The following is a 15,126-nucleotide window of genomic DNA, read 5'->3' as shown; positions in this document are numbered from 1 at the left end:
GTTACACACGCTCCTTTATAACATTTTTTAAAAGCGTATGTAATAAACGAAATAGTATAAAAAGCGGTACGTATAATATAACTAAACTCACTGTAAATATTTCTAATTTGGAATTTTCTTTTAAAAAAACAAACATGCCGTACGTATTAAATAGCCATTCAATAATATATAAATTTGATAACATAAATAAAATATTTGTTTTTGCATAATAGACTGTTGTTAACAAGACATTTCTTGAAATATGGTGCGTCAAAACATGTCTTAAACTCAGTCCTTTACTCTTTGCAAATATGCTATAATCTTTCTCTAATTCTTCTCTAAAACGTAATAATAGTAGCTTCATAAATAATAACGTTGTAGGTATAGCAAGACATATTATTGGTAACATACGAGCTCTATCCTCACCAAATCCCGCATGTTTCACTGGCATAAATCCTGTTTTTTGAAAGATAATTACTACTAGAAGTTGAGATAATAAAATTAATAAAATGTCCGGGATACTTTCAAGTGCGACGAAAACTCCATTCCATATACGTTGCTTTGATTGAGAGCGCTGCAATACCCACACAACGATAACATACGCAATGAGTAAAGAAAGTATAAATGCCGAAATAAATACAAACATTGTCTCTACATAATGAATCCATATTTGTGGAAATAACTTTCTTGAGTTCCGAAATCCATACGTAATTTCACCCGGTTTTAGTAACTTCTCCCCGAGAAACAGAACTGTGTCCCAAAAACCGATTAAATCAATTTGCAGTCCTTTAAATAAACGCGGAAGTGCCCCTAAAAAAAGGATACAAATAAGTGCCGCAAATAATTGTAAACATGTAACTCCACACCACTTACCAATTCGAATGAACATAACTATTATCCTTTCTATTTAAATGAATATTCAGAAATAAAATCCATGTATAGTACCTATACCTTTTAACAAATTAACTCCTCTTTCTAAAAAACATAGCAATTCCCGTCATTTTTTGGAAGTTGTATTATATCTTTCGATCATTATCCAATATTTTCCTTCCTAATCAATTCCATACTATAAAAAAGCACTTATTTTTAAACTAAGTGCTTTTTGTATTTAATTCTATTTTACGAATGTATCACACATCCACTCATAAAACTTTTCCTTTTCTTCAAATTGAGGGTAATGTGCTGAGTTTTCAAAAGCTATAAATTCCTTTTGATCCGCTTCAATCAAATCAAAATATTTTTTAGCTGCATGAAATGAAGTATTATAGTCATATTTACCCATAAGAAGATAAAATGGTAGCTTTAGCTTAGTTACTTTAGTAGGTAATGGATTCTTTAAATCTTTTTCTAATAAGACCGTTTGGGAATGTGATAATCCAACGTTATAACGAATTACGTCTAACAAGTTATATTCATTACTAAGTAACATCTGAATGTTATCACCATCTGGATTTTCAATGAGTCTTGATGTTCCACCATATTTTGTAACATAATCTCTCGGAGTGTATGTATCGCCGTTTTTAATTTTTTCGGTTAACTCTTTTAAATATGAAACCTCCTCCGCATTTCCCCCATTTTGCGCCTGTTCAATAACGTATTTTAAACTATCCATCTCACTTTCTACTGTGTCACTCATCTGCCCTATACCAACATACGCTTCATATTTTTCAGGAGCTTTATAGGCAGCTTGCATTCCAATATATGTACCGTAAGAATGCCCAATCAATATTACTTTTTCTTTACCGAGACGTTTTGAAACATAATCTGTCATAGCTAATAAATCTTCTACAAGTAGGTCTGATGATAATTTCGAATAGTCTTCAAAAAAATGATACGATTTCCCGCTTGCCCTTTGATCATAATTAACAACTGTGAATTTCTCTTCCAATAAGTATTGATATTTTTGAGCATATGGTATTTCCGAAGAACCTGGTCCACCATGAACAAAGATAATTACTGGATTCCTCTTATCTTTGCCACGTATCATAATCTCATGACCACTTCCATTTATCTCTACTTGTTCTAATGTACTTATACTGTTATTACTCTTTATTTGCGAAGTCCATGTAGGAAATATTAGTGCTATGGTTAGTAATAGTATAGTAATGACTCCAATAAGTTTTATTGATTTTTTTATCTTTTTCATAATACGCTTCCTTTCTGTTAAATTTATAAAATATCAATTTATTTCTGCAAAACTACCTCAAGAAAATAAAAGTACTAAACCAGTACACTTTCCAATTTCATCTCAATGTTTTTGTACATTACTAATGTCCCATACACATCTTAACTTTCCGCTATATAAACTCTTAATATTTTCTTAATTTTCAATATTTTATTATTATGAAGACTTAATAACGTCTTGCATACCGTATTTATGTATCACAAACATAGAAAAAAGCCCTTGTTTTCAAAACAAGGACTTTTTTCATAAACTATTTCGCTACTTCTTCTTTCGGCATTACCATCCCTTTATAAAGTTGAACAGTTATCCAGTAATAGATGAAATAAATGACTAAGAAAATCCCTATTGGCACCCACACTTTTACAAACGGGTCAACTAAAATAAAACTGAATAAGTTAAGCCCTACTAAAACGTGGGAAATTCCAATGATTGCTGGGAAGATAAATAAATATGAAATTTCTTTATAAATACTTTTTGTCAGCATACTACGTCTAACACCTATTTTTCGTAACATTTCATAACGTCGTACATCACGAGAAGCACCCGTTAATATTTTGAACATAAGCGAACTTGCCATCATTGCTAGAAAGGCAATTCCGAGGAAAAACCCCATAAACATTGTCCCACTCATGAAACTGTTCATAAACTGATAAATTGTCATTTTCGTAAATAAGTCTACTTTTGCACCTGTTGTTTTTTCAATTTGTTCTTTTTGTCTCTTGTCTATTTCGATCAATAATGGTTTATATTTTTTCATATCATCTACTTTTGCTAATGTTACAGTATGTTCTGTTCCTTGAATTCCTTTATAATGCTCTTCATCAGCAATTCTTACAGGCTTTCCGTTAAATTGATTATGTGTAATTTGTATTTCTCTTACAACCGCATCTTCCCAATCTTTTGGCATACGAGGAAGTTTATTCACTGCTTCGGGAGCTTCCAAAGCAGAATATACAGGTTCAGTTAAAGGTTCAGCCACCCGTTTACGCGCAGGCTCTTTTAAAGTTTCCATATTAAAGCGGTCGGAAATAAGTGGCGGTTTCTCAGTTAAATCGTCACGTAAGTAATACACCGCTTCTCCATCTACTTTATACTTATACTTGCTTTCTTCAACTATTTCCATTTCCTTTAATGCTGCTGTATCTTGATCATTTGGATCATGAATTACGACATCATATACACGTGAGAAATCTGTCATAATGCCTACATTTTTTTGAAATGCCATACCTGCTGTCATTGCCCCTGCACCTAATGCAATTAACATCGCTACAGTTCCTAATACTCTCGATAAACTATTTACTCGAAAGCGTAACTGTGCATATGTAAAACTATTTAAGCCCATTTCATTTCGTTTTTTATTTCCCTTAATTTTCATCACAAAAAATGGGAGCAATGAACTAAAAATAAAGTACGTTCCAAGTGTTGTAACAATCGTCGCTATTATAAAACCAAGTTCAGCATATGTTCTTATATTTACCATAAAATAATACCCTGTACTTACTAGTAATACACCCAGTACTGTCATTATAATAATGCGAGTTTTACTTTTCTTTACTTCATCTAGTGTTTCATCTTCACGAATTAACTCTAGTTCTGTTTTACGTAACAATCGAATGCTATTCATTATACCCGTAATGAAAAATAGTATTAAGAAGAAAATAGATGTAACTAAAATAGCTGGTGTGTATACAGATGCGTAACTACCTTTTGCTGAAATTTCCATGCCATTCATTAAAAAATTTCCTGCTACACTTGCAAGTAACATTCCTACTAAAATACCGATAATAATACTGACAATACCCATACCGAATGTTTCAATAAATAATAACTGTGCTACTTTTTTCTTTTTCGCTCCAAGCATCATATACATACCAAGTTCTTTTCTTCTTAATGTAAGTAAAAAAGAATTGGCATATATAATATAAAATACAGTTATGAAAGAAAGTAATATTGCACCTACCCAGAAGACGAGTCTAATACTACTAATGAGACTATTATCTTTTGTAAATTCACTGTTCATCGCCATCGTTTGGAACATATAGAAAATACTAATACTAATAACGAGACCAATCAGTAAAACCATATAATCTTTTAACATCTTTTTCATACTATGACGTGATAATTTAAATAACATTGTTTCGCCCCCTACTTAGACTCAGCAGCTGAGCCCATATGAGCGAGCACACCTAAAATGTCTTGATAGAAATTCTCTCGAGTGCCTTGACGATTTAATTCTTTATAAAGAAGACCATCTTGAATGAATAAAATACGCTCACAGTAACTTGCACTAAACGCATCATGTGTAACCATCAAAATACTTACATTGTGATTTTCATGTAAATCTTGCATTGCTTCTAATAAACTTTTTGCATTTTTACTATCAAGTGCTCCTGTTGGTTCATCTGCTAATACGATTGCCGGATTATGTACTAAAGCTCGTGCTGCCGCTGTTCTTTGTTTTTGCCCACCAGAAACAGCAGTCGGATATTTTGTTAAAATTTCAGTAATTCCTAATTTCTTCGCAACCTCATTTACTTTTCCTGTAATCTCACTTGACGGTACACCTTGCAAAGAAAGAGGCAAAGCAATATTTTCATAAATTGATAAGTTTTCTAGTAAGTTAAAATCTTGAAAAATGAATCCTAATTTTTGAGAACGAAAATCTGATAATGCATTCCCCTTCATAGAAGTAATATTTGTACCAGCTATCGTCACACTACCACCTGTCGCTTGATCCAGTGTACTAATCACATTAAGTAAAGTCGTTTTTCCAGATCCAGAAGGACCCATGATCCCGACGAATTCCCCTTCCTTAATATGTAATGATACGCCTCTTAATGCTTTTGACTGATTCTCATTTCTTTTCCCATACGTTTTTTCTACACTTTCTACAGTAACTACATTTGTTGACATTTCTTTCACTCCATCCCTTTTGTATAGTATTATTTTTTTCATATAATCCTTATTTTTCACTCATGTAAAATCTTACTATTTTTTAGCTTTTCAAACAGAAAGAGATGCACAAGTAACATGAACCTTTTTCCTCCTTCATATTCTCACTTTTCTAAAACTCGTTCATTCGATTTCTCTTACATTTACCTTACATTTTTGTAAGGTAAACAAGAAAACACACCAAATTCTAATGGTGTGTTTTCTTTTTAATCAATATTTTCTATTCTTTATTTCCTCTTCCATACTTGCCGCAAATACATCTAGCGCAACAACTTCTGACTTTTCTTCCCCATATTTACGTACATTTACAGATCCGTTTTCCATTTCCTTATCCCCAATAACAAGAACATAAGGAATTTTTTGCATTTGTGCTTCTCTTATTTTATATCCTAACTTTTCGTCTCGCACATCTCGTTCAATACGAACTCCAGCTTGTGCTAATTTATCTGCAACCTCATTTGCATATTGTACATGAACTGCATTTGAAACTGGAATTACTTTCACTTGAACTGGTGCTACCCATGCCGGGAACGCGCCTCCAAAGTGTTCAATTAATATTGCTAAAAAGCGGTCTAACGAACCTAAAACTGCTCGGTGAATAACAACTGGTCTTTTCTTTTCATTCTTCACATCTATATAATTTAAATCGAATTTCTCTGGCATTTGGAAATCAAGCTGAATTGTTCCGCACTGGTGACTTCTATTTAAGGCATCTTTAATATGGAAATCAATCTTCGGTCCATAAAATGCGCCGTCACCTTCATTTAGTCTATATTTATAATTCAATGACTGTAATACATTTTCTAATGCGGCTTCTGCTTGCTCCCACAATTTATCGTCACCCATTGAATCTTCTGGACGAGTAGACAGCTCCACTTCATATTCGAATCCAAAAGTTTTATATACGTAATCAATTTGCCCCATTACGGATTTAATTTCATCCTCAATTTGTTCTGGTGTTACAAATAAATGAGCATCATCTTGGCAGAAAGTACGTACTCTTAATAATCCGTTTAACGCTCCGCTAAATTCATGGCGATGCACTTGACCGAACTCACACATGCGAATTGGTAATTCACGATAAGAATGCAATTTATTTTTGAACATAAGCATGTGTCCTGGACAGTTCATTGGCTTTAATGCAAAACTTTTGTTGTCTACTTCTGAGAAATACATATTATCTTTATAATGGCCCCAGTGCCCTGATCTCTCCCATACTTCTTGGTTCATCATAAACGGAGTGCGTACTTCTTGATAATTGTATTCTTTTTGAATTTCTCTTAAAAATGCTTCTAATTCATTCCGAATAATTTGGCCTTTCGGTAAATAAAATGGCATTCCCGGAGCCTCTTCAGAAAACATAAATAACTCAAGTTCATTACCTAACTTACGGTGGTTTCTTTTTGCTGCTTCTTCAACAAAATGTAAATACTCTTCTAACTCTTTTTGAGAAGAGAATGCAACACCATATATACGCTGAAGCACTTGGTTATTACTATCACCTCGCCAATATGCACCGGAAACGTGAGTTAATTGAAATGCTTTCAAATAACCTGTAGATGGTACATGTGGCCCCCTACATAAATCTACAAATTCACCTTGTTTATATAGTGTTACACTTTCCCCACTAGGAATTGCTTCTAAAAGTTCTAATTTCAAGCGATCGTTCATTTCTTGAAACAGTTTTGCTGCTTCTTCTCGAGAAACCTCAACTCGTTCTATACTTATATTTTCTTTTATAATATTTCTCATTTCTTTCTCGATTTTTGGTAAATCTTCTACGTTTACACTACTTGGAAGATCCATATCATAATAAAATCCATTTTCAATAACAGGCCCTACCCCAAGATTTATATCACCATATAATCTTTTTACAGCTTGCGCTAAAATATGTGCCGCAGAGTGTCTTGCAATTTCTACTCCATCATTTGAATCTATAGTAATGATTTCTACTTCCGCATTTTCTTCAATATTTCGGCGTAAATCATATAACTGATCATTTACTTTCCCCGCGACTGCTTTCCTTTTCAAGCTACTACTAATTGATCCAGCAATTTCTTCTAAAGTAATTCCTTTTACAAATTCTTTAACACTACCATCTGGAAATTTAATTTCAATCATCTGTTCTTTCATTTTTCATCTCTCCATTTCATAATAAAAAGCACACTCATCCCTAAAATAGGGACGAGCGTGCTTTTACCCGTGGTTCCACCCAGATTCCCATTGTAAACCTACAATGGCTTCTTTTACGGTAACGTCGTTTACACGGCACTAGATACTTCATTTCCCCAGTGCAGCTCTAAGGTGGTAAGTTATTTTTCTGCGTTAGGAAGTTCTCAGCTTTCCTTCCTTCTCTGTATAACCGGGTAAAATAACTCGTGTCCTTTTCTTCGCTTATTATGAAATTGAATGCAAAAAAGCATATTCATCCCTAAAATAGGGACGAATATGCTTATATCCGTGGTTCCACCCAGATTCCCATCACAAAAAACATAATGGCTTCTTTTGCGATAACGTCGCATACACGGCACTAGATACTTCATTTCCCCAGTGCAGCTCTAAGGTGGTAAGTTATTTTTCTGCGTTAGGAAGTTCTCAGCTTTCCTTCCTTCTCTGTATAACCGGGTAAAATAACTCGTGTCCTTTTCTTTGCTTTTATAAAACATCCATTTATTGTTATTTAATATATCTTATTCATTTTATTTTTGCAAGTGTTTAAAAAAATTATTTATTTAATTTAAAAAAGTGAAACCAAATTTTTTTGGTTTCACTTCACAATTTTACCAATCTTGTGGTTCGTAATTTAAATCTGAAAATAGACGTCTTTTCTCTTTCTTCGATAAATCTCTCCACTGCCCAACTGGTAAATTATTCAATTCTATATTCATAATTCTCGTACGTTTTAACGTATACACTTGATAACCTAAAGCTTCACACATACGGCGAATTTGACGATTCAGCCCTTGTGTTAAAATAATTTGGAACTCATATTTTGATAACTGTGTAACCTCACAAGGAAGTGTTTTTGTACCTAAAATTTTAACTCCCGCTGCCATTTTCTCTAAGAAATCAGGTGTAATTGGCTTATCCACTGAAACGATATATTCTTTCTCATGCTTGTTTTCAGCACGTAAAATCTCATTAACGATATCGCCATCATTCGTTAACAAAATTAAACCGTCTGAGTCTTTATCGAGACGTCCAATATGACTAATACGTAAAGGGTGATTCACTAAATCAATAATATTACCTTTTACTGCTTTTTCACTTGTACATGTAATACCTACTGGTTTATTTAAAGCGATATACACATGGTCTCGAGCAATACGAAGTTGCTCTCCATTCACTCGTACATCATCACCTGGATTTACTTGGTCACCAATTTTTGCAACCTTACCGTTAATAATTACTCTTCTCTCATTAATTAATTTATCTGCTCCGCGTCGAGACGCTTTTCCAGCTTCACTAATAAATTTATTGATACGCAAGTTAGGCACATCCTTTTCATAAAAAATTTCAAGCTCACACTGCTTCTACCGTACAATACAAAAGGGTAAGCCTCCTATTTTAACTTAAATATATTAACATGAAAGGGTATATGACGTCTTCTATTAATTTCTTGTTTACAAGAAATTATCTTTATTATACATTCATTTATACACTTTTTCTGCACTTAATATACAAGCCATTCTTCCTTACATACAGCTTGTTTACTTCTTATCTCTTCTATATCTTCATGAATGTTAGCCAGTTTATACAACATGGGAAAACCCTCTTCCACATAATATTGATGCGCCATTTCATCTTCCCAATAAGTTAATACTATGTAACGAGTTTCATTTTTTAAAGACTTCGCAACTACTCCACCTAACATCCCTTTTGCATTCTCCATTCCTTTATTCCAAATTGTTTCTTGCTTATGTAAAAAATGATTTTCTTTTTCTCCCTTTACATCACATATGGCAACTCTTACGAATGATCCTTCTGTAACAACGTTTTGCAAAGGCTTATCATTTATATCATACAACGTTTGAAATAGTTCAATTTCACATGAAAGAAACGTATCTTTTTGATTACTATTTAAATAAATTGTATCGTGAGCACCGTTCATAAATGATTGATATGCACTTCTATCTTCCCATAAAGTATATACACATGCCTCATCTTCATTCCATCCACCAAATTGCCCATGAAAACCATCTAAATGTTGTAAATCACGCCATTTTTCTTGAGCAGCCGAAAACATCTCCCTTTTCTCTTCTCCCACTTTGCAAAATATTGTTTTTAGTAACATTTCTACTTCCCCCTTATTATACAATCTCTCTCTTACAACAATTAGTTTACATAACAAAACTATGGTAACTAAAAACTTCTACTTTTGTACAAATAATCATTTTTTTGCACTATATCTATCAAACCATCTATCTGTTTTCATTTCAAATAATTCGGAATATAAAAAATGTAGCTCTATAGGAATTACATCGAAATCTTTTCTCCCTTGTATATCTATTGCTCAAATAAATAATACGTAATTTCTCTCGGATAATGTTTTACATTTACCTTTCGTTCCACTTTTTTAAAACTAACTAGGCTGGCTCCCATCCACTTGCCTTTATAATAAGCATTACACTTATATATGTATAAACCTCTTCATTATCATCATTAATATGGATTGCTGACATTGGTACTGGAAATTTTTCAATTTTAGATTCTTTGTCTACATAAATGAGTGCAAATAAAGTGAAACTTTACTCATTTTGGGATTCTTCATCCCCCACCTAACTTCTTTGCTTTCGCTGCATTTTGAAGTGGGGGTCTTACTGCCCGTTAATGCGAGATACACCAATTAATAACATAGCCGTTACAATATTTAAAACTAGTTTTCTTTTATTCACTTTCACTAAGATTCCCCTTTCTTACATATTCCTTTCATCTTTTTACTAATTTTAATTAGTTACGTATAAAAAAGATGTAATTCAAATCACTTCTAACTTTATTTTCTCTATTTAAAACAACATTATTGTTATATATTATAATTATAAGTTTTTAAATTTTGGAGGCGTTACATATTGAAGAAAATTCTTTTTACTAAATGGACAGTAGTTATTTCTATTTTCATCATTTTCGGTACGATTTTCTACGTAACTAATGGTAAAAATAAAACTGATAATGAAAAAGAAACTGTAGAAACAGTGGATACAAAAACTTTCAAAACTAAATTACAACCTAAAATTAAGGAATTGACTACTAATTATAATGACATTATCGAAAAAGATTGGTTGCCTGCCTGGGAAGAGATGAACACGAACGGAGATTCAGTGGATAGAAATAAACTATTAGTTACAATGAGTGCTGTTTCCAAACAGTATGAAACACTTATGAACGAAATAGACACGATAAAAATCGAAGAAAACATAACGGATATACATATACAAAAACAACTAATCCAATTCACAACTCAGTTTAAATCCGCATCAAATTACATGAAAAATGCAGCAGATTTAATTATTGATAAATACAATAATTCTACTCCGGCCAATGAAATAATTGAAAATACAAAACAGGCTTTAGGGCTTGCCGATCAACATATTGTCATCGCTTTATCTACTTTAAATGAAATTAAAGATAAATTAGGAATTTCTAAAAAATAAAACTGTTTACTATTTTAAAATAAAAAAAAGATTGCAATTCACAGTTTATCTGTCTATAATATTTTTATTGATTTACATTCAATGTGTATATTAATTTTATAATTCGGATGAACCATTCAGGAGAAGGTCAATTGATCTACCGACGGGGCAAAAAGTTGTAATACCAACTTTGAAACTCTCAGGTCTTGGTTACAAGTAGAACTGCATGGGGACGAATCTCTGGAGAGACTCCCTCTCGCTTTTAATAGCGCGGAGGAAAAAGAGCGCCGAAGGAGCAAATCCGCTATTTTAGCGGATAATCTCTCAGGTAAAAAGGACAGAGACAAGCGAAGGAAAATGCCGATTTGTATCGGTTTATTTTTCTATTCCTTGTTTCTCCAGAGACCATTTCATTTACTTGAAGTGGTTTTTATTTTTTCTAAAAAAGGAGAATAAAGATGGAGACAGTAAGTAAAGTATTAGAACAAATGAATCATTACGTGTGGGGATTGCCAACTTTGTTGCTACTCGTTGGTACTGGTATCATTCTCACAGTGCGTTTGAAAGGTTTACAGTTTAGTAAACTATTATACGCTCACAAAATAGCATTTAAAAAGTCAGAAGATACGTCATCTTCTGGAGATATTAGCCACTTCCAAGCACTCATGACAGCTATGGCCGCAACGATTGGTATGGGAAATATCGCCGGTGTTGCAACAGCTGTTACAATTGGTGGTCCTGGTGCAATTTTTTGGATGTGGATTACCGCTTTATTCGGAATGGCAACAAAGTATGCCGAAGCAATTCTAGCAGTGAAATACCGTGTTAGTAATGAAAATGGTGAATATTCAGGTGGACCAATGTATTATTTAGAGCGTGGCTTAGGTAAGAAATGGCTTGCTGTTTTATTCGCTATATTCGGTACAACTGCTTCTTTCGGGATCGGTAATATGGTGCAATCTAACTCAGTTGCAGAGGCAATGCGAATTAATTTCTCTTTCCCCCCTGCTTTAACTGGTATATTAATGTCATTTTTAATCGCTATTGTTATTTTAGGCGGTGTAAAAAAAATCGGGAAAGTAACGGGATTTATCGTTCCTATTAAAGCTTTCTTTTATATAATTGCTGGTCTTATTATTATTTTCTATCACTTTGATCAAATTCCAGAAGCATTTTCACTTATTTTTTCTGGTGCATTTCAAGGTACAGCAGCCGCAGGTGGTTTTATTGGAGCAACAGTCGCATCAGCTATTCAAATCGGAATGGCGCGCGGTGTATTTGCGAACGAAGCTGGTTTAGGTAGTGCTCCTATTGCGGCCGCTGCAGCAAAAACAGATTCACCTGCAAAACAAGCTTTAGTTTCTATGACTGGTACTTTTCTTGATACATTTATCGTCTGTACAATTACAGGACTTGTATTAATTACAACTGGAGCATGGAAATCCGGTAAAACCGGTGTTGAAGCTACAACACTTGCATTCCAATCTGTATTCGGCACCGCTGGTAGTATGATCCTTGGTATTGCCATAATTTTATTCGCCTACTCTACTATTTTAGGCTGGTCATATTACGGTGAGAAATGTGTCGCTTATTTATTTGGAGAAGGTGCTGTTCGATATTATAAAGCAATCTTTATCGTGATGATTGCGATTGGTGCCAATTTAAAACTTGGTATCGTATGGACATTTGCTGATATTGCAAATGGACTTATGGCAATTCCAAACTTAATCGGATTAATCGGATTAAGTGGTATCGTTGTCGCTGAAACAAATCGCTTTTTACAAGCAGAAAAATTGAAAGAAAATCATAAAAAACAGGCAAGTTAATCTATGTTTAAAATAACTGCAGTTCAAATTTCACTATAAATATTAATTTTATATAGAATACAGCCCTACATTTTGAAAAAGAAATTGGTCAAAATGTAGGGCTTTTTATTTTATATTATTAAAAAAATTCCATTAAAGTAAATAAAAGAATATGTTTAGCATATTCTTTTATTTTTTAAGTAAACTTCATTTAAATTGATCAGTGTTGGTTACTCTAAAAATCATTAGCATCACACATAAATTATAGTGAAGTAATGCTAAAATAGAACAAAACTCAACATAAATATCTCTGTAAGAATCCCCTCTTTTTTTAAGCAGTATTATCAAAAAACTTTAAAGTCCAGTTGATTATATACAAATCAATACAAATCACAACTTAATAACCAGAAAATTACAAAAGGAAAACTCTTGAAGATTATGTAATATAAAGGTAATCTATAGATGGACGATTCTAAGATGTTATTCGGAGAAAACTTCTTAGTTAAGTATGTTAACTTGTTTGCACTAAATTTTACAAATAAAGGGGTATTAAGAATCATGAAAGCAAAGAAATTAGTAAGTTTAGCATTACCAGTTATGTTATTAAGTGGTTGTATTACAATTGAAACTGATAGTAAGAAAGCGGAACCAAAGAAAGAAGAAACGCAAAAGATGGAGAAAGAGAGTAAGTCAACCGATAGTAAAAAAGATGATAGCTTATCTGCAGCGAATGGTAAAGATGCAAACAGTAACTCATCAAGTAGTAAACCAAGTTCTTCTTCTAACAATTCAAAATCATCTACTTCCTCTAGTTCATCCACTGCAAAGTTAAGTGGTTCAGAAGTTGAGAAATACAAGTCAGAAATAGTAGAAAATGCTACTAAAGTTGATGATGTTTTGAAATTAATGGAAAAGGTAGCAAGTTCAGATGTTAAGTCATATAGTCAAAAGAAAAGTGAAGTACAATTAAGTATAGGTGGAGCAAAAGCATATGTAACAAAGTTAAGAAACCTCCAAGCACCGCCTGAGTTAAAAGTAGAACAAGAAAATATAAAACAATCAATGGAACTTTATAATGAAGCATTTGCACTTCTTTTTGATGCAATAGAAGAACAAAACGAAAGTAAGATGAATCAGTCATTAACGAAAGCTAAAGATGGTTCAAAGCTTTTTGAGGAAGCAACAGATAGTATTTCTAGAAAAACACAGTAAGGCTGAAATCAAGGTAAATAGATACGGCTAATTTATTAACTAAGGATAAGGGGCATTTAATCATGAAAGCAAAGAAACTAATAGGATTAACCATACCAGTTATGTTGTTAATGAACGGTTGCATAAAAATAGAAGAGTCTAAACCTGCTAAAACAGAAGAGTCTAAAACCGCTAAGACAGAAGAGTCTAAAACCGCTAAGACGGATTCTGAAGTTAAGACTTCTAAAGAAGCTGACTCTAGTACTTCAAAGCAGTCAACTTCTGATGTGAAGAAAGTAAGAGTATTAGCAGACGACTATCCTATGTATTTAATTGATTTAGGAAATGAGTTTGATAGATTATTCAAAGAGTACAATAATATAGTTGGGGAAGCTAGCAAAGGCAATAAGACACGAAAAGACGTATTAGTTAGTGTCGAAAACATCTTTAAAGCAATTGATAAGTTTGAAGAAATCGACCCACCGAACAAGTATATAGATGCTCAAAAGGATATTGAGAAAGCAACCGCTAAGTACAGAAAAGCCTTTGAGGGAGTAGAACGTATTTTCTCACAAAACACAGAGAAAAATACTGGTGGTAAAACTGACAAAGAAGTAATTGAAAACGCTGAAAAGTTAGTTAAAGAAGGCGACAAATACTGGATTGAAGTATATAACAACATGAAAAACGAAGTAACGAAGGCGAACGGCGGCGGAATATCTGCTAGTGAGAAAACAGGAATAGACACTAATTCAGGTGTTAACGAAGCAAACGTTAAGAGTAAAGTAACAGACGGAACTGAGTTAATTGCTGACTGGGGACTTGAAACTTCTAGTGGTTTCCTAGTAACATTAATCATAAAAGGTGGAAATACTTTTGAGTTATATACAGCAGGAACTTACCCAAACAAGGACAATATAACGGAAGGAACATGGTCTTACGATAAAAACTCTATGACTTTTGAATTACATATAACGAAGCGAATGGACAACGGTAAAGAAGTCACTGTTTCTAAGAAAGACATACCTTATATGGTACAGAATTTCGATGGTAAGACCTTACAATTATTAAATACAGAAACAAATAACACAACAAGATATGTGAAACAAAGTTTCTAATAGACAAGAAATAGAGTCACTCCCTCTTAACCACTTAGATTTCTTTTATCAAGATGGATAAAACGTAACAACTATTTATAAATGGTATAACTTCATTTGGAAATCACAATTAATCTATGAAAAAAGGAATGATTCATGCATAATGAGCATTCCTTTTTTCGTTCTCTTACTCAACCAATATCATTTAAAATAAATTTATATCAATCTTCCCCCCTTTTTATTCCAATAAAAGTTTTTCACATAAATGTCATAAATCGTATGGTCTA

General features: G+C 33.0%; 11 protein-coding genes, 1 pseudogene, 1 riboswitch and 2 other annotated features. Of the genes and pseudogenes, 4 read left to right on the top strand and 8 right to left on the bottom strand.

The genetic code is table 11. The annotated features are described in order from the left end of the window. Position 1: 1 nt before the first annotated feature. From ACUN26_RS08555 to ACUN26_RS08520, 8 genes and pseudogenes are all read right to left on the bottom strand, one after another. Positions 2-868 carry an ABC transporter permease subunit gene (locus tag ACUN26_RS08555; protein WP_000470649.1) on the bottom strand — a complete coding sequence of 289 codons (867 nt, stop codon included), beginning with the start codon at positions 866-868 and terminating at the stop codon, positions 2-4. Positions 869-1,093: 225 nt separating this feature from the next. Then, on the bottom strand, positions 1,094-2,125 hold the full coding sequence (locus ACUN26_RS08550; RefSeq protein WP_000721401.1) for an alpha/beta hydrolase: 1,032 nt from the start codon (positions 2,123-2,125) through the stop codon (positions 1,094-1,096). Between the two features lie 289 nt (positions 2,126-2,414). Next, the gene (locus ACUN26_RS08545) at positions 2,415-4,298 is read right to left on the bottom strand and encodes an FtsX-like permease family protein (RefSeq protein WP_000897867.1); all 1,884 of its coding nucleotides are present in this window, start codon (positions 4,296-4,298) and stop codon (positions 2,415-2,417) included. A gap of 11 nt (positions 4,299-4,309) precedes the next feature. Beyond that, on the bottom strand, positions 4,310-5,077 hold the full coding sequence (locus ACUN26_RS08540; protein ID WP_000106414.1) for an ABC transporter ATP-binding protein: 768 nt from the start codon (positions 5,075-5,077) through the stop codon (positions 4,310-4,312). A gap of 249 nt (positions 5,078-5,326) precedes the next feature. Beyond that, the gene (gene thrS, locus ACUN26_RS08535; RefSeq protein ID WP_000663078.1) at positions 5,327-7,249 is read right to left on the bottom strand and encodes a threonine--tRNA ligase; all 1,923 of its coding nucleotides are present in this window, start codon (positions 7,247-7,249) and stop codon (positions 5,327-5,329) included. Between the two features lie 44 nt (positions 7,250-7,293). Continuing rightward, positions 7,294-7,516, bottom strand: a binding site (T-box leader). Positions 7,517-7,551: 35 nt separating this feature from the next. Next, positions 7,552-7,775 (bottom strand) — a binding site (T-box leader). A 121-nt stretch (positions 7,776-7,896) separates the two neighbouring features. Next, entirely contained in the window at positions 7,897-8,604 is a 708-nt protein-coding gene (gene rluF / locus ACUN26_RS08530) for a 23S rRNA pseudouridine(2604) synthase RluF (RefSeq protein ID WP_001222161.1), read from the bottom strand. Positions 8,605-8,789: 185 nt separating this feature from the next. Beyond that, on the bottom strand, positions 8,790-9,410 hold the full coding sequence (locus tag ACUN26_RS08525; protein ID WP_000925134.1) for a DUF4937 domain-containing protein: 621 nt from the start codon (positions 9,408-9,410) through the stop codon (positions 8,790-8,792). A gap of 212 nt (positions 9,411-9,622) precedes the next feature. Beyond that, a pseudogene (locus ACUN26_RS08520) lies at positions 9,623-9,843 on the bottom strand (hypothetical protein). A gap of 342 nt (positions 9,844-10,185) precedes the next feature. On the opposite strand from ACUN26_RS08520, the gene ACUN26_RS08515 reads away from it, so the two are divergent. The 4 genes from ACUN26_RS08515 to ACUN26_RS08500 all read left to right on the top strand — a co-directional run bounded on the left by ACUN26_RS08515 (position 10,186) and on the right by ACUN26_RS08500 (position 14,860). Further along, positions 10,186-10,767: a hypothetical protein gene (locus ACUN26_RS08515; protein WP_000721822.1), complete on the top strand. Its 582-nt coding sequence runs from the start codon at positions 10,186-10,188 to the stop codon at positions 10,765-10,767. Between the two features lie 209 nt (positions 10,768-10,976). Further along, positions 10,977-11,097, top strand: a riboswitch (glycine riboswitch). A 107-nt stretch (positions 11,098-11,204) separates the two neighbouring features. Further along, positions 11,205-12,572: an alanine/glycine:cation symporter family protein gene (locus tag ACUN26_RS08510; RefSeq protein ID WP_000451042.1), complete on the top strand. Its 1,368-nt coding sequence runs from the start codon at positions 11,205-11,207 to the stop codon at positions 12,570-12,572. A gap of 537 nt (positions 12,573-13,109) precedes the next feature. Then, a complete protein-coding gene (locus tag ACUN26_RS08505) occupies positions 13,110-13,763 on the top strand; it encodes a DUF7018 domain-containing (lipo)protein (RefSeq protein WP_000644852.1) in 654 nt (217 codons plus the stop codon). Positions 13,764-13,825: 62 nt separating this feature from the next. Further along, entirely contained in the window at positions 13,826-14,860 is a 1,035-nt protein-coding gene (locus ACUN26_RS08500; RefSeq protein WP_000644816.1) for a DUF3994 domain-containing protein, read from the top strand. The last annotated feature ends 266 nt before the right edge of the window (positions 14,861-15,126 follow it).

The sequence above is a fragment of the Bacillus sp. WC2503 genome (genome assembly GCF_052682895.1).
This window is presented reverse-complemented; position numbering and strand designations above follow the sequence as displayed.